23 protein-coding genes and 1 pseudogene are annotated in these 26,986 nt (G+C 41.0%); 10 read left to right on the forward strand and 14 right to left on the reverse strand.

Annotated features, from left to right (window positions below; all coding sequences use genetic code 11):
• The first annotated feature begins 195 nt into the window (after positions 1–195).
• Positions 196–2,094, forward strand: coding sequence for a PAS domain S-box protein (locus tag RMX69_RS04200; RefSeq protein WP_322636609.1), 1,899 nt, complete (start codon positions 196–198; stop codon positions 2,092–2,094).
• 126 nt (positions 2,095–2,220) lie between these two features.
• Here the strand turns inward: RMX69_RS04200 and RMX69_RS04205 are convergent, their stop codons facing one another.
• Entirely contained in the window at positions 2,221–3,348 is a 1,128-nt protein-coding gene (locus tag RMX69_RS04205; RefSeq protein ID WP_289795648.1) for an ABC transporter ATP-binding protein, read from the reverse strand.
• A 308-nt stretch (positions 3,349–3,656) separates the two neighbouring features.
• Between RMX69_RS04205 and mrdA the strand changes: the two genes are divergently transcribed.
• On the forward strand, positions 3,657–5,477 hold the full coding sequence (mrdA, locus tag RMX69_RS04210) for a penicillin-binding protein 2 (RefSeq protein ID WP_322636610.1): 1,821 nt from the start codon (positions 3,657–3,659) through the stop codon (positions 5,475–5,477).
• 302 nt (positions 5,478–5,779) lie between these two features.
• Here the strand turns inward: mrdA and RMX69_RS04215 are convergent, their stop codons facing one another.
• A complete protein-coding gene (locus tag RMX69_RS04215; protein ID WP_289795649.1) occupies positions 5,780–6,589 on the reverse strand; it encodes a M15 family metallopeptidase in 810 nt (269 codons plus the stop codon).
• 102 nt (positions 6,590–6,691) lie between these two features.
• Here RMX69_RS04215 and RMX69_RS04220 point away from each other — a divergent pair.
• Positions 6,692–6,889 (forward strand): annotated as a pseudogene (locus RMX69_RS04220) (AEC family transporter); the annotation flags it as partial.
• 472 nt (positions 6,890–7,361) lie between these two features.
• Here the strand turns inward: RMX69_RS04220 and tsaB are convergent.
• From tsaB to RMX69_RS04235, 3 genes are all read right to left on the reverse strand, one after another.
• A complete protein-coding gene (gene tsaB, locus RMX69_RS04225) occupies positions 7,362–8,018 on the reverse strand; it encodes a tRNA (adenosine(37)-N6)-threonylcarbamoyltransferase complex dimerization subunit type 1 TsaB (RefSeq protein WP_322636611.1) in 657 nt (218 codons plus the stop codon).
• 150 nt (positions 8,019–8,168) lie between these two features.
• The gene (locus RMX69_RS04230) at positions 8,169–8,702 is read right to left on the reverse strand and encodes a 6-aminohexanoate hydrolase (protein ID WP_322636612.1); all 534 of its coding nucleotides are present in this window, start codon (positions 8,700–8,702) and stop codon (positions 8,169–8,171) included.
• 173 nt (positions 8,703–8,875) lie between these two features.
• Positions 8,876–9,124: a Ycf34 family protein gene (locus tag RMX69_RS04235; RefSeq protein ID WP_251960287.1), complete on the reverse strand. Its 249-nt coding sequence runs from the start codon at positions 9,122–9,124 to the stop codon at positions 8,876–8,878.
• Positions 9,125–9,210: 86 nt separating this feature from the next.
• Between RMX69_RS04235 and RMX69_RS04240 the strand changes: the two genes are divergently transcribed.
• On the forward strand, positions 9,211–10,530 hold the full coding sequence (locus RMX69_RS04240; protein ID WP_322636613.1) for a CCA tRNA nucleotidyltransferase: 1,320 nt from the start codon (positions 9,211–9,213) through the stop codon (positions 10,528–10,530).
• A 384-nt stretch (positions 10,531–10,914) separates the two neighbouring features.
• Positions 10,915–11,298 (forward strand): response regulator, encoded by a 384-nt coding sequence (locus RMX69_RS04245; protein WP_289795653.1) that lies wholly within the window; start codon positions 10,915–10,917, stop codon positions 11,296–11,298.
• Here the strand turns inward: RMX69_RS04245 and RMX69_RS04250 are convergent.
• Positions 11,279–11,683, reverse strand: a complete 405-nt coding sequence (locus RMX69_RS04250; RefSeq protein WP_322636614.1) for a DUF2294 domain-containing protein — start codon at positions 11,681–11,683, stop codon at positions 11,279–11,281. The two genes, RMX69_RS04245 and RMX69_RS04250, sit on opposite strands and share 20 nt — an antisense overlap.
• A gap of 995 nt (positions 11,684–12,678) precedes the next feature.
• Between RMX69_RS04250 and RMX69_RS04255 the strand changes: the two genes are divergently transcribed.
• Positions 12,679–13,161 carry a tetratricopeptide repeat protein gene (locus RMX69_RS04255; RefSeq protein ID WP_292740555.1) on the forward strand — a complete coding sequence of 161 codons (483 nt, stop codon included), beginning with the start codon at positions 12,679–12,681 and terminating at the stop codon, positions 13,159–13,161.
• A gap of 817 nt (positions 13,162–13,978) precedes the next feature.
• Here the strand turns inward: RMX69_RS04255 and RMX69_RS04260 are convergent.
• From RMX69_RS04260 to sufB, 5 genes are all read right to left on the reverse strand, one after another.
• Positions 13,979–14,611, reverse strand: a complete 633-nt coding sequence (locus RMX69_RS04260; protein ID WP_322636615.1) for a Uma2 family endonuclease — start codon at positions 14,609–14,611, stop codon at positions 13,979–13,981.
• A 438-nt stretch (positions 14,612–15,049) separates the two neighbouring features.
• The gene (locus RMX69_RS04265) at positions 15,050–16,336 is read right to left on the reverse strand and encodes a cysteine desulfurase (protein WP_322636616.1); all 1,287 of its coding nucleotides are present in this window, start codon (positions 16,334–16,336) and stop codon (positions 15,050–15,052) included.
• 14 nt (positions 16,337–16,350) lie between these two features.
• Positions 16,351–17,724 carry a Fe-S cluster assembly protein SufD gene (gene sufD, locus RMX69_RS04270; protein ID WP_322636617.1) on the reverse strand — a complete coding sequence of 458 codons (1,374 nt, stop codon included), beginning with the start codon at positions 17,722–17,724 and terminating at the stop codon, positions 16,351–16,353.
• A gap of 71 nt (positions 17,725–17,795) precedes the next feature.
• The gene (gene sufC / locus RMX69_RS04275; protein ID WP_322636668.1) at positions 17,796–18,584 is read right to left on the reverse strand and encodes a Fe-S cluster assembly ATPase SufC; all 789 of its coding nucleotides are present in this window, start codon (positions 18,582–18,584) and stop codon (positions 17,796–17,798) included.
• Positions 18,585–18,678: 94 nt separating this feature from the next.
• Positions 18,679–20,118 (reverse strand): Fe-S cluster assembly protein SufB, encoded by a 1,440-nt coding sequence (gene sufB / locus RMX69_RS04280; protein WP_289795659.1) that lies wholly within the window; start codon positions 20,116–20,118, stop codon positions 18,679–18,681.
• Between the two features lie 241 nt (positions 20,119–20,359).
• On the opposite strand from sufB, the gene sufR reads away from it, so the two are divergent.
• Positions 20,360–21,043, forward strand: a complete 684-nt coding sequence (gene sufR, locus RMX69_RS04285; RefSeq protein WP_289795660.1) for an iron-sulfur cluster biosynthesis transcriptional regulator SufR — start codon at positions 20,360–20,362, stop codon at positions 21,041–21,043.
• A 103-nt stretch (positions 21,044–21,146) separates the two neighbouring features.
• The gene (locus RMX69_RS04290; protein WP_289795661.1) at positions 21,147–21,407 is read left to right on the forward strand and encodes a hypothetical protein; all 261 of its coding nucleotides are present in this window, start codon (positions 21,147–21,149) and stop codon (positions 21,405–21,407) included.
• Positions 21,408–21,564: 157 nt separating this feature from the next.
• Here the strand turns inward: RMX69_RS04290 and RMX69_RS04295 are convergent, their stop codons facing one another.
• The gene (locus RMX69_RS04295) at positions 21,565–22,197 is read right to left on the reverse strand and encodes a hypothetical protein (RefSeq protein WP_289795662.1); all 633 of its coding nucleotides are present in this window, start codon (positions 22,195–22,197) and stop codon (positions 21,565–21,567) included.
• A gap of 335 nt (positions 22,198–22,532) precedes the next feature.
• On the reverse strand, positions 22,533–22,859 hold the full coding sequence (locus RMX69_RS04300; protein ID WP_094327544.1) for a YbjQ family protein: 327 nt from the start codon (positions 22,857–22,859) through the stop codon (positions 22,533–22,535).
• Between the two features lie 651 nt (positions 22,860–23,510).
• On the opposite strand from RMX69_RS04300, the gene RMX69_RS04305 reads away from it, so the two are divergent.
• Positions 23,511–24,191, forward strand: a complete 681-nt coding sequence (locus RMX69_RS04305) for a tetratricopeptide repeat protein (RefSeq protein WP_322636618.1) — start codon at positions 23,511–23,513, stop codon at positions 24,189–24,191.
• A gap of 2 nt (positions 24,192–24,193) precedes the next feature.
• Here the strand turns inward: RMX69_RS04305 and RMX69_RS04310 are convergent, their stop codons facing one another.
• Positions 24,194–25,096: an ABC transporter ATP-binding protein gene (locus RMX69_RS04310; RefSeq protein WP_322636619.1), complete on the reverse strand. Its 903-nt coding sequence runs from the start codon at positions 25,094–25,096 to the stop codon at positions 24,194–24,196.
• Between the two features lie 259 nt (positions 25,097–25,355).
• Here RMX69_RS04310 and RMX69_RS04315 point away from each other — a divergent pair, with 259 nt between their 5' ends.
• Positions 25,356–26,954 carry an alkaline phosphatase gene (locus tag RMX69_RS04315; RefSeq protein ID WP_322636620.1) on the forward strand — a complete coding sequence of 533 codons (1,599 nt, stop codon included), beginning with the start codon at positions 25,356–25,358 and terminating at the stop codon, positions 26,952–26,954.
• Positions 26,955–26,986 lie beyond the last annotated feature (32 nt).

Raw genomic sequence — 26,986 nt, forward strand, 5'->3', positions numbered from 1 at the left:
TACTGAGTAGACCAACTTTAGCTAAGAAGATTCTGTCACTACACTTGCTCATGGACACGTAGCGTTCATACAGAAAAGGCATCTTGGCGGTTGGATAAATTAAGCTTTGGAGCAATGTAAGTCCTGAGTCAGGCAGGACTGGCTCAACCCTAGCTATCTGCAAACAGCACTAAGTAAAGTAAATCGGAGTTGAACATGTGTACTGAAAAAATCAATGAAGAGATATTGCTTTTACGTCAGCAAAATACCCAATTGCTACAACAGCTAGAAGCATTGCAAAACCTATATTCAACTATGCTGTTAGCCGAACAACATCAAATTTGGGAATTAGTTACTGATGAAGTCCCACAGGATTTACAACTGATAGAATTACAGTCGAAATTGGTAGATAATTCTGCCTTGGTGGAATCAACAAATAAAATTCGCGGACGGCATCATCAAGCGGCGGCAAGTGCTTTGGCTGAGAGTGAAGCTAAGTATCGCCAACTCGTGGAAAATATCAGCGACCTGATTTTCTCTATGTCAGTGGAAGGTCTTTTTACTTATGTCTCACCACAGTATAAAAATGTTTTAGGATGGGAACCTTCAGACCTACTTGGTCAACCCTTTGCCCCCCTGCTTCATCCTGATGATTTCCCTCTAGCCCAGAGAAAAATTCAAGAAATGGTGGAAACCAAAGGACAGCGAATCGCAATAGAATTTCGCCACCAAAAAAAGGATGGAAATTGGTGCTGGATGAGGTCAGTGGCTTCGCCAATTTTCGATTCAGATGGTGAAATTATTGGTCTTCATGGCGCTATTAGCGATATCAGCAGTCGCAAACAAGCTGAAGAATTAATCAAAGCCTCGCAAGCCGAATTACTCGCTTTGTTCAACGCTATGCAGGATGTGATTCTTGTCTTGGATGCCGAAGGAAGATACTTAAAAATCGCTCCTAGTGGTGCGCCCTTACTCTACCAACCTCCTGCGGAACTGCTGGGCAGAAAAATATATGAGGTTTTACCCTCTGCTTGTGCCGACTATTTTCTCAACTCTATTCAACAAGCACTCTTAACTAAAAAAACTGTGAAGGTAGAATATAGCTTGCCTATAGGTGGGCAAGAGGTTTGGTTTGAGGCGAATATTGCCAGCATGAGCGAAAACACGGTTGTTTGTGTCGCTAGGGATATCAGTGAACGCAAACAGATGGAAGACCAATTGCGACAACAAACAGAAAATTTAGCACAAACTCTTCAAGAACTCAGACAAACTCAAGCACAAATGATTCAAGCAGAAAAAATGTCTAGTCTGGGTCAACTTGTGGCTGGAGTTGCTCACGAAATCAACAACCCCGTTAATTTTATTCACGGTAATCTCACCTATATAGAGGAATATACTCAAGACCTGTTGCGAATAATTCACTATCAGCAGCAATCTGGTAATAAGTCGGAATTTCAGGCTTTGTGTGAGGAAATTGACCTAGAGTACATCCAAAAAGATGTACCAAGAATATTGAGTTCGATGAAAGTTGGTACTCAGCGCATCCGTCAGATTGTGCTGTCGTTAAGAACCTTCTCACGCATAGATGAAGCCGAGTTTAAAGCAGTAGATATTCACGAAAGTATCGACAGTACTTTAATGGTATTACAACATCGCTTGCAAGAAACAACAAAGCTTCCAGCCATTCAAGTCATCAAAGACTACGGCACATTACCTTTAGTGGAATGCTATGGTGGAGAACTCAATCAGGTGTTTATGAATATATTGGCGAATGCCATTGATGCTTTAGAAGAATGGACAATTGAGAATGCACAATTAAGAATAGACAATTTAACATCTGGGTTGTTAACTCCCACGATCGCCATTCGGACATCAGTCATAGATTCAGGTTGGGTAAAAATTGCGATCGCTGATAATGGAATAGGTATGTCAGAACAGATTCAACAACAAGTTTTTAATCCGTTTTTCACTAACAAGCCTGTAGGGAAGGGGACAGGTATGGGAATGTTTATCAGTTATCAAATCATTACAGAAACACATGGTGGCAAACTGGAATGTCATTCAACACCAGCAGCAGGAACAGAGTTTGTAATTACAATTCCAATTCAGCATTGACCAAATAATTCGTAGTTCGTAATGACGCTCCTGCGTCGCTAACGCTACGCTAACGTAATTCGTAATTACGGACAAAATTAATAATTAATTCATTCGGCTTTCAAGCCCCTTTACGAATTATTGTGACTATTGACTAATAGCTAAACAATCAGTTTCTGACCACCAAGCGTAAATAGGTGTGTCGCGGTCTGGTAAAGTGCCAAAAGTATTAGGTTGCAACACATTAATGCTAATGCCATTTGTTAATTGCATAACATAATTAACGTGTGTGCCCAAATACATAACGTTGACAAGCCGTCCTTCAAAACAGTTAACTGGCAAATTAGGTGGATACAGCGAAAGCTGTATTTTTTCTGGACGCACACTCACTACTACAGCTTGTGATAATTCAGTTGGTGTATCTTCAGCGCGGTTAATAACAATTGATAGTCCCATTTTTGTGGAAATTTTAATATTAGAGGAGTCTACCGCGACGATTTCACCACTGAATAAATTAGTATCACCAATAAAATCAGCAACAAAAGATGTACAGGGACGTTCGTAAATTTGGCTGGGAGTGCCAACTTGTTCAATTTTGCCTTGATTCATTACGGCAATGCGATCGCTCAAAGACAATGCTTCTTCTTGGTCGTGTGTCACCATCACAAAGGTTAACCCCAAGTCTTTGTGTAAATTTGATAACTCAACCTGCATTTCTTTACGTAGTTTTAAATCTAACGCCCCTAAAGGTTCATCCAGTAGTACCACGGTGGGACGGTTGACTAAAGCCCTTGCTAAAGCTACTCGCTGCTGTTGACCACCAGAAAGTTGATTGGGAAAGCGCGATCGCAAACTTTCCATTTTCACCAGTTTTAAAACTTCTTGGACTCTAGCTTCAATTTTCGATTTGGGTATTTTTTTTAACCGCAGTCCAAAAGCGATGTTATTCCAGACATTCAGGTGGTTAAATAGAGCGTAACTTTGAAATACAGTATTGACGGGTCGGCGGTAAGGGGGCACATTAGTCATGGACTGACCCTGAATAAACACCTTACCAGCGTCAGCAATTTCAAACCCAGCAATTAAGCGCAGTGTTGTTGTTTTACCACAACCGGAGGGGCCTAAAATACTAAAAAATTCTCCTTGTCTGACATCCAAATCAATTCCATTTACTGCTGCTTCTTGGTTAAAAAACTTGAAGACGTTACGCAGTTCAACATCAAGTGGCTGAAAACTTGTTATCCCCCTCTGATTTTGCATGACAATTTGAGCCATAATCCTCAGTAGAATGCCGTGATATTACGTTATTTTGTCAATTGCTCTAGTCTTTTGGGCAGACTATATTTGACACTTTGGTTTATTGTATCCGCCAAAAACAATTGTTCAAGAATATACTCGCCCGATTCTTTTATACTCAGTAAGGATAATAAGATTATGGTAGTTTTATATACTATTTTGCTGATAAATATTCTGTAATGAAGTTAACATACCTTAAAATTGCATATTAGCAATTGCTAAAAGGCTGGCCGGAATTGCGTTTATTCATTTTGAATTTTGATTAATCTTGAAATCCTCTTTGGCTTATGAGTTTATTGAATCCATCTCCACTTGGCGGACAAAAAAATACACGTACAGTTGGAAAGAGTTTCCAGCCGATATTTTTAATTATATTTACTCTACTGATGATCACTGGTATCAGTGTTCGTTTGGCATATTTGCAAATTACTGAAGGAGCAAGCCACCGAAAACGAGCCGAGTCAAATCGAATTCGGATGATCCCCAAACAACCAGAACGGGGCAATATCTTTGATCGCAATGGCAAACTTTTAGCCAGTACTCGTTATCCTCGCTCTGTATATTTGTGGCCGATGGCACATACCAAGCCAGCATGGTCAGTTGTAGGGGCACGTCTATCTCAAATTCTCGAAGTTACCCAAGAAGAGATGGAAAAGAAATTAGAAGAGGCAGGTGCTAACTCTTCTTCACTGATTCGGGTCGCTCGTGACTTGAACGAGGCGCAAATCACAGCATTGAAGGAGTATCAAGCCGAACTTCAAGACGTGGAAATCTCTACAGAGGCCGTTCGATATTATCCCCACGGCAAGGAATTAGCTCATGTATTAGGTTATACGCGAGAACTGACCGCCGAGCAGTTAAAAGAAAAGAAGCAGGAAGGTTACAGATTGGGTGATGTGATTGGTCAAATGGGAGCGGAAAAAGCTTATGAGAAAAGTCTCCGGGGTGAATGGGGTGGTCAGCAAGTAGAAGTTGATGGTGCAGGTCGCCCGCTCCGGGTTTTGGGTGAGAAACAGGCGAAAGCTGGTAACGATTTGCACTTGACCATAGATTTAGATATGCAAAAGACCGCAGAAAAAGCTTTAGGCGATCGCGACGGTGCGATCGTGGCTCTTGATCCAAAGAACGGTGCGGTTTTAGCAATGGTATCTCATCCCACCTTTGACCCAAATATTTTCTCAAAACAGAAGCTCACCCAAAAAGATTGGGAATTTGTCCAAGGTGCCGATCATCCCTTGGTAAATCGCGCCCTCAGCGCCTTTCCACCCGCTAGTACCTTCAAAATTGTTACCACCACAGCCGGTCTAGAATCAGGTAAATTTTCTCCTAGCACAGTCCTGCAAACCTACGGTTCTTTGAGTTTTGGTGGCACCCGATTTGGTGAATGGAATCACGCCGGGTTCGGGCCATTGGGTTTTGTCGGAGCATTGCAGTGGAGTAGTGATACTTTCTTCTATCAAATTGGTCGCGGAGTCGGCGGCCCAACTTTAATTGAATGGACTCGTAAGTATGGATTTGGTAAAAGAACTGGCTTTGAGTTTGGCAACGAAGAGGCAAAAGGTTTAGTGCCAGATGAGACATGGAAGCAGAAAACTTGGAAGATACCTTGGACTGTAGGCGACAGCATTAATATGTCAATTGGTCAAGGTGCTTTACAAACGACACCTTTACAAGTCGCCATCATGTTTGCTGTGCCCGCTAATGGTGGCTATCGAGTCCAGCCGCATTTGCTTAAAGACAATGAAGAAGCAAAAAGCTGGCGAGAATCTTTAAATATGAAGCCGACAACCATAAGTGTTCTCCGTCAGGGACTACGGAAAGTAGTAGCAGAAGGTACGGGTAAAGCTTTAAAGCAGCCAACAGTTCCCCCTGTGGCTGGCAAGAGTGGCACTGCTGAAGCGTGGAAGGGGCGTGTTAAGCAAAATCACGCTTGGTTTGGAGCCTATGCACCGGCTGAACAACCAGAAGTTCTGATTGTGGCATTTGCTGAACATTCCGGTGGCGGTGGTGGTAGCATTGCTGCGCCGATGATCTTAGAAATTATGGAGGAATATTTTCAGCGCAAGTATCCAGGTAAGTATCAGAAACCAGCGCCTAAGAGTCCTTAAACAATTCGCAATTACGTTTTGTGATAGCGATGATGCGATCGCTAAAGACATCGCGGGTATTGTCCAGCCCTTAAGGAAGTGGTGTTTCAGCCTCCATTAGGGGAAGCATAATTCGTAATTCGTAATTAATAATTCATTCAGGGTACAAACCTAATCAATTTATTGATAAAAAAATAAATTTGATTTTTTATTCAGACCTAGTGTATTTATAAGCCACTGCGGTCTTGGAGTTTCCCCAAGTAGAGCAAGTGGCGTGCATGGGATAATAATTACGAATTACGAATTATTTTGACTCCTGTCTTTTATGGCGATATCTGAGCGGGTTTTAAGTTTCTGGCTTTGTAGAACATTTCTAAACTATTGCGATCGCCTACAAAACGCCAGTGCCACGGCTCATAACTCACACCTTGAGCATTATCTTTGGGAAATGACATTTCAAAGCCAAAACGTGCTGCATTTGTTTGTAGCCACCGATAAGCTTTGGTATTTTCAAAGTTTGTTTGGAGATTAGTTGCTGGTACTGCTCCGTCTCCAACATCCACTGCATAACCTGTGTGATGTTCGCTATGACCAGGAGGAGCGCTGAGGGCAGCTCGTTGTGCTGGCGTTTGATTTCGCTGGGCACCGACAGCAAAAAACAACTGCTCCTGGTCTTTGACTGAGCGAAAGGCAGAAATTGGTAGTAAAATTACACCTGAACTCCGGGCTGCTGCTACCATCTCCTCAAACTTTTGGGCAGCAGGTTTTCGCATTCTAATGCCCCTATTTGCGGAGATGGTTACTAGTTCTGATTCAGGGGCTTCTGGGTATGGAAAATGCCCTAATACAGTATCGCTGGAATTATTAGATGCTGGCGGAGTTGGAGTTGTAGTAGCAGAAGTAGCTGGTAAAGGTTGAGAATCTGCGGTTTTTTTAGGTGCAGTGAGGAAAAACAAAAAACCGCTTATTAAAGCGAGCAAGACAAATCCCGCAAATCCTCCAATCAGCATAATTCGGGGTTGCAACCAAATTTTAGGTGCTGCAACAGGGGTATCGCGTACAGCCACTGGAATATCATCACCAAGGTCATTCGATGAGTTTTGCGGTTTTCCAGAAAACCCTGCCTTATTCAAAGGTAAACTCCTGTTTTTGTGGAATAGCCATAACAGATTTTGCACTGGACAAAAGTAAACGTAACAGGTAGCATTTTACATCTGTGGTTCTTGGGCGCAATCTTGACAAACCTTTTAGAACTATACGTCAAGCTGGGAGAATTAGTCCTGGTAAGTTTTATTCTGGGACGCAAACTACCTGTGACAGTTCCTACACGTTTGGGACTGTTTCTTTTTTGAGTGGGAGTACCCATAAGCATAGTATCGTTTTTGCGTCAATCTAGTTTATCAGGGCAAATTTGGATTGCACCTGCGATCGCTTGAAACTCCAAGAAAAACGCATCTTATCGTTCTAATTTAAGCACTTTTAGAACAGCCCAATATTTATGATCACCCTTATGATTTAGATTTTTAGTCCACTTTAATTCTGTCAAATCCATACATTTAATCTCTGTTGGAACAACAAACTTTATGTATCAATATCAGCGAGGGATTTTGTATAACGCCAGAATAGCTGCCACTCTGAACTTTTATGGTTTTAACATCACAAGTAGAAAAAGTGCTACTTGCTATGCTTGTAGAAATTTCCTTAAAGTCTCGTTCTGCGGGAAGCCGCTTCTCTACGTTCGCGTAGCGTGTCGCAGATAGACGCGTTCACGCAGCGTCTATGTAAAAAAATTGACTTTGACAAATAGTTTTAGCCTTAACTTAAGCGTATTGCTCTATAGGTAAGTTATTTCTGCGCGATTTCTTAGCATTATTAGAACGTGGCGAAGGAATTGACGCATATCAGTTAAAGTTCTACAGGATGTTGCCCATAATATGGCAAAGCCTCTGACCAATTAGGAAATTTGCCCTCTTGCCAATCGAGATTAGCTAGTTCCAAAATACTTGTCACCGTCGCTGCTAGCCCAGATTGAGCTTGAATCAGCTGATAATTAGTGTTCCAATTCGCTAAAGTTTTCTGCCATGCTTCTGGTGTGAATACTCTATCTGGTAAACACACTTTTAGTTTAGATATATCTGGCTCAAACTGATAAATAGCAGCAAAAATTTGACCTCGTTGTGCTGGCATTTCCACAGCAAAAGTTTTTATATTTTGACTCTTGCCTACTTCTGACCAAGCTACCGCCGCCAAAGTTGAAATCGCAAATACAGGAATATTTAACTGTTGCCCTAAAGTCCGAGCAGTAACAACACCAATTCGAGTTCCCGTAAAGCCGCCAGGGCCTTTTGCAACTGCGATAAAGGATAAATCTGCCCAAGTTTGTGGTTTAATAAATTCAATTAAATATTGATGCACTAAGCTAGATAAATCACGTCCCAAATTCCAAACTTGAGAGCGAGTCTCGCCTGCAAAATTACTAATTGCTAGTCCTAATTCAGGAGTAGTGGTGTGTAGTGCTAAAGCGTATTTATTTATTGCAAGGTCTTCTAGTTCCGTTGTCAAAGTTACTTAAAATATCTATTTTTATAGAGTTAACGTAATTTATTTAAGCATATAACATAGCGGTTCTTAATTGAAAAACTACTGAGTAATAATCAGTCAAATAGTCTTGTTACAAGGTTTGTGAGAACCAATGCTGTTAAGCGATCGCGGCTAGGATGGGGGATTTGGATTACCGCCTTGCTGTCTCAATAGATAGTCCAAAACTCGGTCAATTCGCTCTAAGGCAGCACCTGTAGTCAGTTGAAACTCCTGAAACTGAGATTTTTGTTCCTCAAAATTGCGGTCAAGCTTTAGCATGAGTGCTTCTAATCGCTCAGTTCGTGCCTTTGTTTCCTCTATTTCACTGCCTGCCTTTGTAAATAGGCGTTGCGTGTGAGTGATAAAACTATCAACCTGATCAGAAACTTGGTCAACCTTTTCCCCTATCTGGTCAACACGTGCCCCTAATTTATCGAGGTGAGATTGGGTGCGGTCTTGTTTTATGGTCAACTCATCAAGGTGAGATTGGGTGCAGTCTTGTTTTATAGTCAACTCATCAAGGTGAGATTGGGTGCGGTCTTGTTTTATAGTCAACTCATCAAGCCGTCTGTTCGCTGATTCTGCGTAGCTAGCAGTAGAAACTAGCAATCGCTTAACAGTTTCGAGTTCATCTTCAACATGGTCTAATCGCTGTGCGTTGGTCATGCTGTTTTTGCTTGGCTGGCTTCTTTATCTTCTGCGATCGCTGATGGACAAAATCTCATTACAGCAGAAATCATGTATTTTGACCATATCGGTTGTAGGGGCGCAAAGACTTGCGCCCCTACCGCGTGGTCTATTTACCTGAAAAAGCTGTAACATACACCAATCATTTTCTATCAAGTCGGCACTAATTCACCAGGACGCAATTTCGACCACTTACCTGTTTCCCGCTTAAAGCTCAGACAACCAACAACATCCCATTCCATTTCAATTACATCATCTTTAGTCCGAATGTTGACATTGATAGAAGGTTCATTGGGATCAAAATCTGGTGTTTCAGTCAAGTGAGGCTGTTGGTGCTGCCCTTCTACGGCATGATAGGTAACACAGCTGTCTACATAGTGGCAATTCACGCAAATACACATAATAGAACCAACTCCAGGGGCCTTTATTGTTAATCTAACGTAAGCCCAACTGTTATTCATGAGTTGCTGGGTTGATTTTTATTACAATGCTTGAATCAATTCCTCCTACCCTCGCTCCCGAAAATTGGCCTTTTAGTTTGGAATTCTTGCCACAACCCGCTTACATGGTAGGTGGCGCTGTCCGAGATGCGATTCTGGGCAGAACTCGCGAATATCTGGATCTAGATTTTGTTATACCATCGAAGGCGGTAAAGGTAGCGAGAGCGATCGCTCATCATTACAAAGCTGGTTTTGTGTTACTCGATGCAAAACGCCAAATTGCGCGTGTGGTTTTTCCCCACGCCACGGCTGATTTTGCCCAACAGGAAGGAGATAGTTTAGAAGTTGATTTGCACAGACGAGACTTTACAGTAAATGCGATCGCTTATAATCCCCATACGCAAGAAATTATCGATCCTCTGCAAGGTTATGTAGACTTACAACAGGGCATTTTGCGAATGGTATCACCCGCGAACTTTGAAGATGATCCTTTGCGGTTAATGCGAGGTTATCGCCAAGCCGCTCAACTAGGTTTTACTATTGAGCCAGCTACCCAAGCCGCAATTCGTTCTTTGGCATCGCATATCAGCAAAGTTGCAGCCGAAAGAGTTAGGGTAGAAGTTGGCTATCTACTGGCAAATTCTCAGGGTACTCCTTGGATTGCAAGTGCTTGGGAAGATGGTTTACTTGCCCCTTTGTTCAAGAATGCTACCCGTGAAAGCTTGCTCAAACTAGCAGCAGTTGACACAGCTGCCGCCTTACTCACAGAAAAGTGGCAACAACTAGGCGTACAACTGCAAGAATATGTCCGCGATAGTATTAAAACTACTTGGCTAGCTATTGCCAAACTTGCTTGTCTTGTCAACCCAGATCCAGTATTAGCAGAAATAGAGCTACAGGAACTAACTTATAGTCGTGCTGAAATCCGAGGTGTAACTACTGCTCTGAAACTGTTACCGCAATTTCAAGTAGTTGATATGTCATTGCGAGAACAATACTTTTTGTTTCATAACGCAGATATTGTGTTCCCCGCTACGGCAGTGCTAGCTGTAGCAATTAATAATTTGGTAGAGGCAATATCTGGTGACAAGCCACTACACACAACAGTGGAAACTAAATCTTTGAGCTACCAAGTTTTAGCACCTTTGATCGACCGCTACCTCAACCCTAACGATGCGATCGCTCATCCTACTCCATTAGTAAGCGGGAAGGAGTTGATCGTAGCATTAGATATTCCAGCTTCGCCAATTATCGGTCAACTGCTGACTGAAATTGGGGTAGCACAAGCTGAGGGTAAACTTTCAACACCACCAGAGGCGATCGCTTATGCACGTCAGTTACTTGATTGGTTAAATATACTTAATTAATTTATGGTAATGTACCAAAGGCGATGCCTACGCAATTTTGGCACTCCTGGCTAAGGCTAATAAATCTGCAACTTCAAGTACCTTAAACATCCCTTACTTACCATAAAATACCGATCTTTATAGTCAATCCTTGCAATAACATACATCAATCATGCTACTATTTGCTTGACATTAGAACTGCTTTGCTATGTTATTTCCTAAAATTTAGCGCCGATGGACAACCGAATGAATTGTACACTAACCTATTCATTTTTATGCTTTAGTTGGTTGCCTGAAGATACTCTCATACATTAAATTAAACACTTATTAGAAACAAAGACTTTCAGGTTTTTCTGATGTGTGGAGTTTTTATGAATAGGTTTTCTTGGACAGGACTAACTGCTTATGAATGCACAGCCTTTAATTTTGGTTGTTGAACAGAGTTTACATGATTTAGAGCTACTTAATTCTCATCTAGGAATATTAAATTTTTCATGTATTTGTACCAAACAAGGAGTGAGGGCTGTAGTGTTGGCACAAACTCATCAACCAGATTTAATCCTGCTAGATATGAAGCTATCTAACTTGAGTGCAAACCAAGTCATTGACGATCTCAAGCATGACTCAAAAACTGCTACCATTCCAATTATTGCAGTCACACCTCTAAGAACGGTACAAGACGATCGCTCCACGATGCTCACAGCATTTGATGATTGCATTACTAAACCCTATGATTTTAATCAATTAGAAGTGGTAATCAGTCGTCACATCATTCAGCTAAATTTCTAACATTTATCTTAGGAATCGATTCGGGATTACGAAGTTCGGGTAATTCCTTGAGAATTACAACAATCCCAGTACGACCTGTTGCTAAATTGGTGTTTGTCATCAGGTAGAGGACAGGTTGACCAATAATTTCCTCAATCAATTTTTTTAAATCTGGTTTAATTATTTTTTCTAAATATAATCGTACTTGTTCAGCTAAAGTATCATAACCACCTTTGAGTAAAGTTTGTTCAGCTTGGGTAACAGAGTTTTCTAGAGAAATTACGATTTCAGTATCAAAAAAATGACAAATGATTTGGCTAGGAGACTTACCTAGTCTATCATTATATAAACTTATAATCCGCTGTGATATTTCTGTTTCTAATTGTCCAATAGTCGGTTGTACCATTAGTACCTACTATGTAATATTTATTGCTATAAGCGAAAAATTTAAGTATCCAACATTATAGTAGATGATTATGGATTCTGATAAAATAAATCACTATTTTATATGAAGTTAGTGTACCAATGTGATGTATCTAGTATGCATTGATTTAATAATATTTCCAATTTTGACGAAGTAAAATTTGTTAACTAACGATTTATGAAGTGTTCGGCTAATAACTGGATTTGATCGTCATTTGCTCATAGGTAATTAGCTTATTTTGTGCCAAATAAGCTCCCGCGTAGCCCGCCGTGTCTAAATCTCCCAACCCAGGAATAATATAGCCATGTTCATTCAAATGGTCATCAATGGCAGATGGATAAGCTAATCAGCATTCAAGTTGCATAATCAGGGCGGGCAAGATGCCATTAGTGTCAACTTAAGGTTAAAATCCATTTGTCAACGATAGGTTTTGTTAGAAACGAAGTATAAAGGTGAACTTTTTCTGACTTCTATACACAAGCTGGGAGTGATGCTAATAAACAAAGCATTAATAGTCCCTGAAAAAGTTCGTTTTTTGTCCCTTGAAAACCGAATTTTTAAGCCTAAATACTTATTGACATAGGAAGTTTGAGCTTAACTTGACACCAATGGCAAGATGCCCACCCCACAAGATATTGAGAAAATTTTCATCTGCAAATTAGATGTGTTTTAGCTTACAGCGTTACATCATAATGTAATGTACATTACAAAACTCTCTATACCTGCCAGTACAGCGAATAAGCGGATAAACTTAGGTTCTAATAAAGAGTGTGTTAGCCACTGAGATAATTTGTGAAAAACCAATACAACATAATATCTAGTGTGGTATTAGTCGTATTGTTGAACACAATAAGTCACACAGAAATTTCATAATTAGCGATTAATGACGCCTAATTTAAAGATGACTTTAAAAATGATTTAATCGAGAAATTTTGTGAGAAAGTTAATACAAAGGTATATTCACTGATCTCAAATTCATGGATTCTTTATTTATCAATTCCTTACTTGAAGAGTTGAAAAACCCGGATGCCACAGTGCGCGACAAGGCAACCAGAAAAATCTGGCGGATCTGGTTTCAGCAAAAGGGAATCTATGGGCTGGAAATAATTGACCGCAGTCAAAAGTTACTGGATGCAGGTGAAATTGCTGAAGCTGAAACATCGCTGACCGCATTAATTAAAGACCAGCCAGATTTTGCCGAAGCTTGGAATCGTCGAGCTTTCCTCTATTACAGTATTGGTGATTATCAAAAATCTCTGGCAGATTGTCAGATGGTTATACAGATAAATCCAATACATTTTGGGGCGCTTCATGGTATGGGCTTATGTTATGCAGCACTAGGAGAGTATGGTCAAGCTATCCGGGCTTTTCAACGTGCTTTAGAAATTCAACCCTATTCTCTAGTGAATCAAAAGTTGATTCTAGAATGTACATTTAGGTTCAGCTACAACGGCAGATAGGAGAGGGCATCATACTGTTTTATGAATCCGTTATCATCCTCATCAACAACAATTCATCGCCTTAGTCGCCATCATTTTATTCAATACACTTCTATCTGAATTAATAGCAGCGTCATTGCTGCTTGTACTAACAGCAATCAACCGTCAAATAACAATTTTCGGTTGAATAAAGTTAACTTTAGTACAAACTAGATAGCACAAGCAAAATATGGTGGATTTTACTAAACGATGTCTACTAAGGGCTGCGCCTATGTTACTGGTCAAAGACTACAGTTTAAGATGTAACTATCAAAATGAGTGGTTTTTAGGCGCTCAGTGGTAGTTAATTGGTGATGGGGGTACGGTAGATTTATTTATGAGTTATGGTATGGATGCCGTAAATGCCATAGCCACAGTTACAGCAATTTTAAAGAAAGACCCCTGGTGTCTTATTGCACATCCCAACACAGCAATTCAAATTCTTACCGATCTTATCTTTTACTCTGTTAAACTAAAATTTTTTCTAACTATAGCAATCCTAAATGAGTTGTCAAAATCGAGAGACTAAGAGGATATAGGGGTTTTGTATTATGTTGTTTACAATCCCCAACGCCGGAGAAAAACACCTTTAGAAGGTTACAGCAGTTTTCTTTTGTATGAGGTACAAAGTCACTGGTTTTGAGGCAGGAGGCAGATCGCTTTTAGCGTCTCCCCTTGGGAGAAGGCAGGAGGCAGGAGGGAGAAGAATAATTTGATTTGTGAATCCTTAGTTCTGTACCTCATTTAGCTGCAAACTGCTGTATCGCTTTGTAAATGGTGAATATCTATTGCAACCCAACTATTTTAACTTTTCCCTGACATAAGTACGAAATGATTTGAGCAAAGCAATTTCACCGATACTTTTACTCTGCTCAATAAATCTGCTTATCTCACTCACTGAAACTATAGAAAAAGCAATACTAAACTTACACTCTACATATTGCCCTTCTATCAACTGATAAAACTTTAAATTTTGCCCATCATATCTCCAAAGTTCAGTTACACCCAACGCTGAATAAATCCCCAATTTGTTAACTGAACTGCTAGTAATGTCAATCTCAATTGCTAAGTCAGGCGGCGGTTCTGTTTCTAAATTTAGCGTTGCCCTACCTCTGACTTTCAATTCATTTTGTATATAATAGCAGTTATCTGGTTCTATACCTCGAAGTGCTAATCGTCGCTTCAGTGTTGTAGAACCAGCACTTTTAATTTCTACTCCCAGTTCTTCAGCTAAAGCGAATATAAATCGGTCAAACTGAATTTTAGGATTTTCGTGTTCAAAAAGTGGGGTTATAATTTCTAAAATACCGCAGTCGTAAGCAAACCGAGAACCTCTATGCTCACCTGTATCTCTCAGCAAGGCTTCAAAGGTTTCCCAGCTAACGTTGTGTAAGACTGTTCTTTGTTCCCCAAGGGTTGACTTTACAAGCATATTACAATACTTTTTCTGTCAGAATGTTAGATAAAATTCAGATAATTTTACCTATGTCATTAATATAATACTCGCCCAAATCAATTTCAATCACTTGCTCAATAAGTTTCAAAAACTTCCAGTTAGTTCCAGTGGTGATGGTTCCATAAAAATAATCATTTCTGCACGGGATTTTTCTGTATTACTTGCAAGAGCTAAAGGTGCATTTTCCCGCAATATTTATTTCTGCAAGAAATGGTGGAGAATCTACTTTATGTACAAATGCAAATATATCAGTTTTATCAGAAATGGTTAAGCTAAAGGTTTTCCTAACTCTATCTAAAGTAAAGTCACTGTATGACACTTTAGTTGATGCTGGAAATAATTGAAACAGCAAAGTTGTGCCAACTATTGTTAGTTAATAACTGGCACAATCAGCATCTAAAATATTGTCTACTTTTAACTAGAGAAGCCAGCAAAAAAATCAATAGTTTCTTTCAATGCTTTGATGAAAATATCAATTTCTTCGCGGGTGTTGTAGAAAGATAGACTTGCTCGTGCGGTTGCAGCAAGACCTAAGTAACGGTGTAATGGTTGAGTGCAGTGGTGTCCAGAACGGATTGCAACGCCTTCTTGATCTAATAATGTAGATAAGTCATTGGCGTGGACTTCTCCGGCGGTGAACGACGCAAGAGCGGCTCTCCCTTCTCCTGTCGGAGACGCTACGCGAACACCTTTTGCATTTGGTTTGGGGCCGTAAATTCTAATTTGGGGAATTTGCTCTAATTGTTGGAACAAATAAGCTGTTAATTCTGCTTCGTAGGCGTGAATTTTATCCATGCCGATACTGCTAAGATAATCTATTGCAGCACCAAGTGCGATCGCTTCTCCAATTGCAGGTGTACCAGCTTCAAATTTATGCGGTAATTCTGCGTATGTGGAATGGTCTAAATACACCTCTGCTATCATCTCACCACCACCAAAAAATGGTGGCATTGATTCTAACAATTGCAACTTGCCATACAGAAATCCTATCCCAGTAGGGGCGCACATTTTATGACCAGAAGCTACCAACCAATCACAATCTATTTTCTGTACATCAATGGGGTAGTGAGGAACACTTTGGCAAGCATCAACTAAAAATTTAGCACCATATTTGTGAGCGATCGCACCAATTTCTTCCACTGGGTTAATGCAACCCAAAGTATTAGAAATATGCACCACTGAAACTAACTTTGTTTTGTCGGAAATCAGCTTTTTATACTGTGACAAATCAAAAGTCTCTTCAGGTGTCAGTTCCACGAATTTCAGTACTGCACCCGTTTTTTGTGCTACCAATTGCCAAGGCACAATATTACTGTGGTGTTCCATCACCGACAGAATAATCTCATCTCCCGGCTGCAAATTATTCATTCCCCAGCTGTAGGCTACTAGGTTAATCGCCTCAGTTGCGTTGCGGGTGTAGACGATTTCCTGACGCGATGCAGCATTAATGAATTTGGCAACTTTATCTCTAGCGCCTTCATAAGCATCAGTAGCTTTAGCACTCAGGGAATGGGCACCTCGATGCACGTTAGCATTATAGTGTTCGTAATAATCCCGCAGGGTATTTAACACCAACAAAGGCTTTTGCGATGTCGCAGCATTATCGAGATAAACCAAGGGTTTCTCATTGACTTCCTGATGCAATATCGGGAAGTCAGCGCGAACTTTATCAGCAAGGGTTTTGGTAGAGGTAAAAGTCATTGGTAGATTAGTTATTACTCATTAGTCAGGGACTTGAGATTATTCACTGTGTTTAAAAGGATTTCTCGCAGAGAAGGAACTGGTATTTTGTTGATAACTTCAGCAGCGAAGGCGTTAATTAACAACTTCCGAGCATCGTTTTCATCAATTCCCCGACTTTGCAGATAGAATATTTCGTCATCTTCTAATTGGCTAACAGTAGCACCGTGAGCGCATTTGACATTATCCGCAGTAATTTCCAATTGGGGTTTCGTATCAACTCTGGCTTTAGACGATAGCAGCAAATTGCGATTCAACTGGGATGCATTTGTCAACTGCGCTGGTTTGGGTACAAAAACTTTACCATTGAAGACTGCATGAGCGCGATCGCCTACAATACATTTATGCAATTGGTCACTTGTACCGTGAGGATAATTGAGTGCGATCGCACTGTGAGTATCAGACAACTGCTTACCAGAAATTATCGTTAAACCATTGAGAGTAGTTTGTGTCTGCTCACCAGTTTGCAAAATTTCTAAATTGTGCCGTGACAACTTTGCACCTAAAGTTATGGCGTGACTTGTATATCGACTATCACGAGCTTGTGCGATCGCAGTTTTCCCAATATGAAAAGCCTCTGCACCTTCTTGCTCAACCCTAGTGTGACTAACTTCCGCATTGTCACCCACCCAAACTTCCGTAACCGCATTAGTAAAATATACTCCCTCTTCCTCCGCGCTCTCTGCGCCTCTGCGGTTCGTATACTCCTCAACCAACGTCAGCTGCGAACCACTTTCCGCCACCACCAAACAACGCGGCTGCGAAATCGTCGCCGTCTCACCTGAAATAAACACCAAATGAATAGGTGTTTCAACCACCACATTCTTCTTCACCCACACCACAGCCGCATCAGTTATCCCAGCCGTATTGAGAGCGGTAAAAACTTCTTGCGCTCCCTCCGCTTGGGCTAAATACTGCTGTACACCCTCATACTCAACCGCAGATAAACCAGCCAAATTACTCACCACAATTCCAGACGGCAAATCCGAAACTGCGGATAACTCCGGCGCAAAAACGCCATTCACAAAAACCAAACGACTGTTAGCCGCTTCTGGCAAAATATCAAATTGTAGAGACGCAAAATTTCGCGTCTCTACATTATTAAATTGCAGCTTTCGCAGAGACGACAAATCAGTAAATCGCCATTCTTCCTCGTGGGTGGTGGGAATAGTCGAGTGGCGTACCCAACTAGCAGCACCTTCACGTAATTCCTGTAACCATCCCTCTGTTTTGGGTGCAGTTACCTGATTTAACAATTCAGTTAGATAGGTATCTTTATCTAGCAGAGTGGATGTCAAACTGACTAAATTCGAGTTGGGAATTGGACTGGGAGATACTTGAATACTCATTAGATACTCGTAAACTGGTTTACAATGTTAAGTAGTGCTGGAATTAAAAATCCCTATCAGGGATTGAAACATTACACACCCACCTCAGCAGCAAATTCTTCCAGCACCCAGTCATAACCACGAGACTCTAATTCCAGCGCCAGTTCCTTACCACCACTGGTAATAATTCGCCCCTGTGCCATCACATGCACAAAATCAGGCACAATATAATCGAGTAATCGCTGATAGTGAGTAATCAAAATTGTCGAATTTTCTGGACTTGCCAGTTGATTCACCCCATTTGCCACAATTCTGAGCGCGTCAATATCCAAACCCGAATCAGTTTCATCCAAAATTCCTAACTTTGGTTCTAGTAGCGCCATTTGCAGAATTTCATTCCGCTTCTTCTCACCACCAGAAAACCCTTCATTCAAACTCCGACTGAGAAAACTGGCATTCATCTTCACCACATCCAGCTTTTCCTCAATCAAATCGTCAAAATCAAAAGCGTCTATTTCCTCTAAACCTTGCGCCTTGCGACGAGAATTGTATGCCACCCGCAAGAAATCCAAATTGCTCACACCCGGAATTTCTAACGGATACTGAAACGCCAAAAATACACCACTTCTAGCGCGTTCTTCCGGCTCCAACTCCAACAAATTTTGTCCCTGAAAAATTACCTCACCGCCAGTCACCTCATACGCCGGATGTCCAGCCAACACCTTAGAAAAAGTACTCTTACCAGAACCATTCGGCCCCATGATCGCATGAATTTCACCCGATCGCACATCCAGATTCACACCCTTCAGAATCGGTGTTCCATCAACATTAGCCGTCAGATTCCTAACTGACAGCACAACTTCACTATTTTCAATAATCATCTTCTCTCCCTTCTCTGCGCTCTCTGCGCCTCTGCGGTTCGTCATTCTTCCAAAAGATAAACACAGAACGCCGATGTATCTGTGTTTATCTTATTTATCCAACACTGCCTTCCAACTTCAAACTCAACAACTTATCAGCTTCCACAGCAAACTCCATCGGTAGCTGATTAAAAACATCCTTACAGAAGCCGCTAACCATCATCGAAATGGCATCTTCTGCTGAAATACCCCGTTGAGCAAAGTAGAAAAGTTGATCTTCCCCAATCTTAGAAGTAGAAGCTTCATGCTCCACCTTCCCAGTATTATTTTGCACCTGGATATAAGGGAAAGTATTAGCATGGGCATTATCCCCAATCAGCATCGAGTCGCACTGGGAATAATTTCTCGCGCCTTTAGCCGTCGGATTAACTTTCACTAAACCCCGATAGCTATTACTAGAATTACCTGCGGAGATTCCTTTAGAAATAATTGTACTGCGGGTATTTTTACCTACGTGAATCATCTTTGTACCCGTATCGGCTTGCTGCATATTATTTGTCAGCGCCACCGAGTAAAACTCACCTACAGAGTTATCACCCACCAAAACACAGCTAGGATATTTCCAAGTAATTGCCGAACCTGTTTCTACTTGAGTCCAGGAAATCTTGGAATTTACGCCCTGACACAAACCGCGCTTGGTGACAAAGTTGTAAATACCGCCTTTACCGTTAGCATCTCCCGCGTACCAGTTTTGGACGGTGGAGTATTTAATTTCGGCGTTGTCGAGGGCGACGAGTTCCACAACGGCGGCGTGCAGCTGGTTGCTGTCATACATCGGTGCGGTGCAACCTTCGAGGTAAGAAACATAACTACCTTCTTCGGCGACAATCAAAGTCCGCTCAAATTGCCCCGTATCACCAGAGTTGATGCGGAAGTAGGTAGACAGTTCCATTGGGCATTTCACGCCTTTAGGAATGTAGACAAAAGAACCATCGCTAAATACGGCGGCGTTCAAGGCGGCAAAATAATTGTCAGCGATGGGAACAACGCTACCCAAATATTTTTTGATTAATTCTGGGTGTTCTTGCAACGCTTCCGAAAACGAGCAGAAAATAACGCCATCTTCCGCTAGCTTTTCTTTAAATGTAGTGGCGACAGAAACGCTATCGAAAATTGCATCAACGGCAACATTTGCCAGTCGCTTCTGTTCAGATAGGGAAATGCCTAGTTTCTCAAAGGTTTCTAAAAGGGTTGGATCAACTTCATCCAGACTGTTGAGTTTTTCTTTCTTGCGTTTCGGCGCTGAGTAGTAAATGATATCCTGATAATTTATGGGCGGATACTTGACATTCGGCCAAGTTGGTTCCGTCATTTTTTGCCACTGGCGATAAGCTCTGAGGCGAAAGTCCAGCATGAACTGCGGCTCGTTCTTCTTAGAAGAGATCAAGCGGATAACGTCCTCGTCTAGTCCACGCGGAATAGTGTCGGCTTCAATATCTGTAATAAAGCCGTACTTGTAAGGTTGGTTGACTAAGGTTTTGACAGTGGCACTCATCAGTAATAATCTCTCGTGTTCGGAACTCTTTTAGGATGGGAGACGGGCTGCGGCTAACCGATTCCCATCTCCCGTTACGGAATGGTTACACGCCTGCTAGAATAGTGGTGGAGAGTAAAACAACAGCTATGTTGTTTAATCTATCTTAATTTTACGCTAAATTAACAACAACAATGTTGTCAAAGTCAAATTTTCAAATAAATTTTTGGGACGTTCGCTGAACGTTTCGCACCAAATGAAGATGGCGACTACCCACCAGTCCTCAACCAAGCAAGATATTCTTGAGTATCTGCACAAACACGAAAAAGCAACGGCTTTGGAGCTAGCTGAAGTTTTAGACGTTACCCCCCAAGCAATTCGTCGCCATCTTAAAGATTTGGAGACGGAAGGGCTAGTTTTGTATTCTACATCAGTGCAGGCGGCGGGGATGGGGCGGCCGCAGCACCTTTATGAATTGAGTCGTCAAGGACGCGATCGCTTGCACCGAACAATGAGCGATCGCTTTGGTGATGCAAGCGGAAATTTTGCGGTTTCGCTGCTAGACACCTTAGCCGAAACGGTAGGACACGACCAATTTAAATCGATTTTAGAGAAACAGTGGCAGCGCAAAGCTAAAGAATACCGCGATCGCGTGGGTAACGGTTCACTGCGAGAACGTGTAGCCAACTTAGTAGAGTTAAGAAAAGCGGAAGGCTTCATGGCGGAGTATCACGCTGTTGATGTGAATGACTCCTTTGAGTGCGATCGCTTTATCTTAATGGAGCATAACTGTGCAATTTCTAACGTTGCCGAATCTTTTCCGAGTATCTGTGGCCACGAACTAGAAATGTTTGCTGCTGTATTACCAGATTGTACCGTAGAACGCACCCACTGGATTATTGATGGCGAACACCGTTGTGGCTATTTAGTACAAATTCGTCAGTAAAATTATCATAGATAAACTTGGTTTACATCTAGCCCTGGTAATGGATAATAGCTGAATAGCAACTACCTATTATCAATAATCAACTAAGTTTGAGATAGCATTTATGGATGTACCACCACAGCAACCATCAGCACAATTTTTAACCCTGGAAGACTCAGCAAAAGTAGATGCAGCATTGTTATCTTCCCCAGAAAAGTTTTTAACAAGATTGACAATTTCATCACTGAAGCTTTTGAAGCATATTGCCCAAGAGTACGGTGTTGCTATTGAAGATTTGACAACACAGCAAGTAATTGCCTGGTTTGAAAAAGATGGCAAAATTAGACGCGAACAGGGAATTGAAGGTTCATATCTCAAATGGTGAACCGTGGAAGGCGGTTTTTTTAGGTCATAGCAATTATTTATAGTTAGTTGTAATTTTGTTGGTAATAATACTCTAATTTTAAATAATAAACAAAAAACACCTTGAAAAAGGTGCTTTTATTTAAAAATAAATAACATTTGATTTGTCAAACAATTATTTAAGCATTGTAATTGTTAGTCCGAGGACTACGAGCGCCAGTTACGGCTCCAATCATTGAGGCTATTAAACCCAACAAAGAACCAAACACAAACCACCACAATCCCGAACGTATATTAGCTGCCGTTTCACGAGCTTGTTGGGCACTTATATTTGCTTGTGGTACATTAACACCACCTTGCTGTTGTACTTGGTTTATAACTTCCCCTGCGTTAGAAGCAGCAACACCGAAAGCACCAGATACTCCACTTGCTAAAAGCCATGAGCTAACTGCCAAAGTCGTTGCCCAAAGAATTGCGCCGTTCAGAAGAGCTGTATTGCGGTTCATCGGCCCACAAGCACGGGCTGTAACCCAACCACCAGTAAATAGGGAAATTAGTAAAGCGATAGTTGACCAAAGCCCCGCATTACCCGCAGCGTTAGGAGCAATTGTTCTAGGTGCCCCTGAACCTGCAACTGTGCCTGCCGCAACCGCAGCAATGATAGAACTCAAAATTAATTGTGTAGCCAAAGAAACCAACAAACCAGCAATAATTGGCCCCCAGCGAACACGGTCGTGATATTCGGCTACTCGACCTGCTACCACAGTATCAGTAGATATAACGTCATTGCCTGTCCGATTTACGTATGACATCGCTTATGTTCTCCAGTGCTGTTTCAGCAAAATTCCTACTCAGGTATATTCATCTTTATGCTTCAAATTAAATAACTAAATGTTCTGTTTTAATCTCTATCGATAGAAAGATTTAATAGGTCTATCTTTAGCTAGAAAAAACAAACTTCATTTAACAACTTTTAATATAATTTAGTGTTTATTTATGTATTTTTTCTAAAATTTCCATCTAAAAACTCTTAACTTAAAATATAACTATTATCTAGCTATCAGAAACCAGCTTTAACGATGTATGCCATTAGACTTAATCTAACTAAAGCTTTGTAATGAATGTCAAAAGTAAAAATCATCAAAAACTAACGCATCCTCACAGCAGTGCCTGTGGCAGTAATCAGCAAAAGAACTCCTGACTGGTCAAGATTGATTGTGCCAGTATCAATTTCAATCCCAATTACAGCATTTGCTCCTAAACGTTGGGCGCGTTGTTCTAATTCTTCTAGTGCCTTGCGTTGACCCTGCTCAAATAGACGCTCATAGCTAGCAGTGCGTCCACCGATAATATCTCGAATCCCAGCCAAAAAATCTCGTAAGAAATTGCTGCCGTAGACTACTTCTGCTGTCACAATGCCTAAATATGACTCAATTACAGCTCCTTGAATTACATCAGTGGTAGTTATAATCATAAATTAACCTCCTATATGGGACATATCTTGATATTTATTATTAAAGTATTTGGATAAATATTTTAATAATTGTAACTATTATTACAGAATACAGCTTTGGTAAACATCATCTCACACAATTTTAGATTGCGCGTTGGGGTCTAGTGTTGTCCTAAACAGATTAATGCAACATTTGACAGGTTAAATTTATCTTATCTTTGAATGAGCAAAAAAGATGTAAATGCCTAGATGATAACTTCTTAAATGGTAGTATCAATGATTAACAATTTCAGAAAAATTGGATAGAGAATCAGCAAACTCTGAAATGAAATAAAAATAGGAATAAATGTCAAAGTCTATAAGCTTGGTGCATCAGAATCTAGGATTAAGTCAAATGCCTGTTGAGTTGTTCTGGGTAACACGTATAACTACTGATTAAAAAATGTGTCGTTTTGCTATAGTACTGATTTATATGTATCGTATCTTCACCTGCTGCTCGATCGCTGACACTTCATCTTTCAGTAAAAACTCTGTTATGTAGTACTAAATGTAAAGAAAAGAAGAATGAACTATTAACATCTTAATCAATACGAAGAAATACAGTTTTCAAAAGTCCATATTTTTGTTTTAATGTACAAGAAAAAAGTCCTCTAAAATTTCAGGAAATTTACTGTGTACAAACCAACATCATTCATGTTTAGTGTGGTGTTACTAGGATGTTTTACTTTCACCATACCTTCAGTAGCTCAAGCTCAGGTATTAGTGGCGCAGGCCAAAAACCCAGAGTTAAAGCAATTACTGGAGGAAGGACGGAGGTTAGTGAATGCCGGGGATTATGGTGGTGCGATCACTGTTTATCAGCAAGCAGCTAGTATAGATCCGAAGAATGCTAAAATCCATTCAGGTATTGGGTATTTATACGCTCAACAGGGAAATTACCAGGCAGCATTAGCAGCTTATCGTAAAGCGATCGGTATCAACCCTAACAATAGTGATTTTTACTACGCTGTGGGTTACATCAAAGCCAATTTGGGCGACACGCGTGGGGCAAAGGAAGGTTATCGTCGTGCAATACAGCTGAACCGTAACAACGTCAACGCCTATTTAGGATTGGCTGTAACCCAATCTCGTATGGGAGACTATACTGCTGCTACCTGGGCATACCAACAAGCAATCGACTTGGATAAAAACAACGCCCAGACTTATGAGTTGATGGGTTCGATGTATAAACAGCGGCGACAAGCCAAACAAGCAAACAGCTTGCTTCAGAAAGCCCGTGACTTGTACAAGCGGCGCAATGACTCAGATGGCGTAGAAAGGGTAGAAGCCATGCTGCGGCAGTTAGGAGGATGAGGTTAATCTAACTGGCGTCCCGTTAATTCCACAAAAATATCTTCCAGATTAGAGGGACGCACCATCATTCCCGTTTTATCGGGCTGTTCATTCAAGTAGATATTTGCTGCTTCCAATGATGGGAAAAACAGATATTCCCAATTACGAGCGCCATCACTTCCCACGTTAGATACACCTAATTGTTTCATCACCAAACCTTCACCGTGAGCAGAGCGCAGCTGTTGTAAAGTTCCCAAAGAAATCAGCTTACCGCTATCCATAATACCGATGCGTCCTGGCTTGGTAGAACCAAAGGCATCGCATAAAAATTCGACCTCATCCATATAATGGGTCGTCAGTAGCATCGTCATCCCTTGTTTATTTAAATCCCGAATAATTTCCCAGAGGCGTCGCCTAGTCTGGGGGTCTAGTCCTACCGTTGGTTCATCTAAAAACAAAATTTGCGGTTGATGCAATAAAGCTCTCGCAATTTGCAACCGTCGTTTCATACCCCCAGACAGGGTTTTTACTAAATCATCACGTTTTTCTGCTAGCTCAACATACTCTAGCCATTGATTAATCAATTTTTGTCGCTGCGGGTTACTAATGTGATGTAGCCTCCCGTGCAATTCCATATTTTCCCAGACGGTTAAATCGTTATCCACACTGACTTGTTGCAAAACAACGCCAATACTCTGTTTTGCCAACGTTGCTTGGCTTGTCACATCATATCCACCTACTTCTATGCGTCCTTGGGACGGTTTTGTGAGTGTAGTCAGCATCCGAATTGTGGTTGATTTACCCGCACCGTTCGGGCCAAGTAGAGCAAATATCTCCCCCGCTTCAATTTGGAATGATAAGTCATTGACTACAGGTACATTATTGTAAAACTTGTAGACATTTTCTAGAAAGACAGCAGCAGTCACGTCGCTTCGCTCCGAATTCAAAATTCAAAATTCAAAATTAACCAACTCATAAATATATTTAGTTGCTCTGTATCCTTTTCTGTTCGGTCATAGATAAATTTGCTCATAGTAGTTCTTAAATCAAGACTACCATTCTGATTACATCAAACTAAATATATTTTATTAACCCTTAGATAACTCAATCTTTACTTGTTGACATAACAAGGTGTGGTAAACACTTATCCTGTAATACTTTAGTTTAAGGTTGCTGTTATTTAGTATGGAATCTCATCACCCATTGAAGCTAAATCGGCGTCAGTTTTTGCTACATTCAGCTATCACTGCTGGTGGAATTATTTCCACAAATTTTGTCGCTAAATCACCAGTTTTTGGCGAAGCACCTGCAATTATCACCTCTGATAGAATGCGCCCTAGCATACCTTATGGTGTAGCAAGTGGAGATATATCTAACGATAGCATTGTGATTTGGAGTCGGAGCGATCGCCCCGCCAAAATGATTGTAGAATATTCTACCAGCGAATCTTTTCGCAACGTGCAGCGAGTTGTCGGGCCCAATGCTTTAAAGAATAGCGACTTCACAGCACGACTTTATCTGAAGAATCTACCATCAGACCAAAAATTATTTTATCGGGTGATTTTCCAAGATTTAGATTATCAACGCACCTACAGCGCTCCTTTTTATGGTAGTTTCCAAACTCCCCCCAAATCTGGACGAGATATATTCTTTGTTTGGGGTGGCGACACCGCCGGTCAAGGATGGGGGATTAATCCTGATTTTGGTGGAATGAAAATTTACGAAACTATGCGCCAACTTCATCCCGACTTTTTCATCCATTCTGGCGATAATATTTATGCTGATGGCCCGATTCAATCAGAAGTAACTTTAGACGACGGCACAATTTGGAAAAACATCACCACACCAGAAAAATCCAAAGTAGCAGAAACTCTCACAGAATTTCGTGGCAACTATATTTACAATTTGCTGGATGAAAACATCAAGCGTTTCAATGCCGAAGTTCCCATATTGGCGCAGTGGGACGACCACGAAACCACAAATAACTGGTATCCTGGTGAATTTCTAAGCGATGAGCGTTATACAGTTAAGGATGTTAACTTGCTAGCTCGAAGGGCAAGACAAGCCTTTTTAGAATATCTACCTATTGGATATGAAAGCAATAATCCAGAGCAAGCGAAAATTTATCGCTCCTTCAACTATGGTCCATTATTAGACATTTTTATGTTGGATGAGCGCACCTACCGGGGGCCAAATTCCCCCAATAATCAGTCAGTACCAAGTAAAGAAACAGACTTTTTGAGCAAAAAACAAGTGCAATGGTTGAAAAGGCAATTACTGTCATCAAAAGCAACATGGAAAGTGATTGCTAGTGATATGCCTTTGGGGCTGATAATTCGAGACGGTAGCACTGATTTTGAAGCTTGGGCGAATGGAGATGGCCCAGCTTTAGGAAGAGAATTAGAACTTGCCGATTTACTACGATTTATCAAAAATAAAAAGATCCAGAATGTTGTTTGGTTAACTGCTGATGTACATTATGCAGCAGCGCACTATTACGACCCCGCTAAAGCACAGTTTACCGACTTTAAGCCTTTTTGGGAGTTTGTTGCCGGGCCGCTTAACTCTGGCACATTTGGGCCTAACCAATTAGAAAATACCTTTGGGCCACAATTAGTATTTCAAAGCCTTCCTCCAGGTACGAAAGCAAATCGACCGCCAAGTGAAGGTTTGCAATTCTTTGGAGGAGTTAAAATTGATGGAAATACAAAGGTAATGACGGTAACATTGCGTAACTTGGCTGGGAAGATTGTTTACAGTGTAGATTTACCGCCAGAAAAATAAATCGCCAAAATCATAGTGAGATGTAGCCAGTT

The organism is Nostoc sp. EspVER01, from assembly GCF_034530635.1.
Taxonomy (GTDB): domain Bacteria; phylum Cyanobacteriota; class Cyanobacteriia; order Cyanobacteriales; family Nostocaceae; genus Nostoc.

What these genes read in the sequence shown, in the direction of transcription:
- RMX69_RS04200 (WP_322636609.1), top strand. Translation starts at nt 196, where the DNA reads ATGTGTACTGAAAAAATCAATGAAGAGATATTGCTTTTACGTCAGCAA.
- RMX69_RS04205 (WP_289795648.1), bottom strand. Translation starts at nt 3,348, where the DNA reads ATGGCTCAAATTGTCATGCAAAATCAGAGGGGGATAACAAGTTTTCAG.
- mrdA (WP_322636610.1), top strand. Translation starts at nt 3,657, where the DNA reads ATGAGTTTATTGAATCCATCTCCACTTGGCGGACAAAAAAATACACGT.
- RMX69_RS04230 (WP_322636612.1), bottom strand. Translation starts at nt 8,702, where the DNA reads ATGACCAACGCACAGCGATTAGACCATGTTGAAGATGAACTCGAAACT.
- RMX69_RS04235 (WP_251960287.1), bottom strand. Translation starts at nt 9,124, where the DNA reads ATGTGTATTTGCGTGAATTGCCACTATGTAGACAGCTGTGTTACCTAT.
- RMX69_RS04240 (WP_322636613.1), top strand. Translation starts at nt 9,211, where the DNA reads ATGCTTGAATCAATTCCTCCTACCCTCGCTCCCGAAAATTGGCCTTTT.
- RMX69_RS04245 (WP_289795653.1), top strand. Translation starts at nt 10,915, where the DNA reads ATGAATGCACAGCCTTTAATTTTGGTTGTTGAACAGAGTTTACATGAT.
- RMX69_RS04250 (WP_322636614.1), bottom strand. Translation starts at nt 11,683, where the DNA reads ATGGTACAACCGACTATTGGACAATTAGAAACAGAAATATCACAGCGG.
- RMX69_RS04255 (WP_292740555.1), top strand. Translation starts at nt 12,679, where the DNA reads ATGGATTCTTTATTTATCAATTCCTTACTTGAAGAGTTGAAAAACCCG.
- RMX69_RS04260 (WP_322636615.1), bottom strand. Translation starts at nt 14,611, where the DNA reads ATGCTTGTAAAGTCAACCCTTGGGGAACAAAGAACAGTCTTACACAAC.
- RMX69_RS04265 (WP_322636616.1), bottom strand. Translation starts at nt 16,336, where the DNA reads ATGACTTTTACCTCTACCAAAACCCTTGCTGATAAAGTTCGCGCTGAC.
- sufD (WP_322636617.1), bottom strand. Translation starts at nt 17,724, where the DNA reads ATGAGTATTCAAGTATCTCCCAGTCCAATTCCCAACTCGAATTTAGTC.
- sufC (WP_322636668.1), bottom strand. Translation starts at nt 18,584, where the DNA reads ATGATTATTGAAAATAGTGAAGTTGTGCTGTCAGTTAGGAATCTGACG.
- sufB (WP_289795659.1), bottom strand. Translation starts at nt 20,118, where the DNA reads ATGAGTGCCACTGTCAAAACCTTAGTCAACCAACCTTACAAGTACGGC.
- sufR (WP_289795660.1), top strand. Translation starts at nt 20,360, where the DNA reads ATGGCGACTACCCACCAGTCCTCAACCAAGCAAGATATTCTTGAGTAT.
- RMX69_RS04290 (WP_289795661.1), top strand. Translation starts at nt 21,147, where the DNA reads ATGGATGTACCACCACAGCAACCATCAGCACAATTTTTAACCCTGGAA.
- RMX69_RS04295 (WP_289795662.1), bottom strand. Translation starts at nt 22,197, where the DNA reads ATGTCATACGTAAATCGGACAGGCAATGACGTTATATCTACTGATACT.
- RMX69_RS04300 (WP_094327544.1), bottom strand. Translation starts at nt 22,859, where the DNA reads ATGATTATAACTACCACTGATGTAATTCAAGGAGCTGTAATTGAGTCA.
- RMX69_RS04315 (WP_322636620.1), top strand. Translation starts at nt 25,356, where the DNA reads ATGGAATCTCATCACCCATTGAAGCTAAATCGGCGTCAGTTTTTGCTA.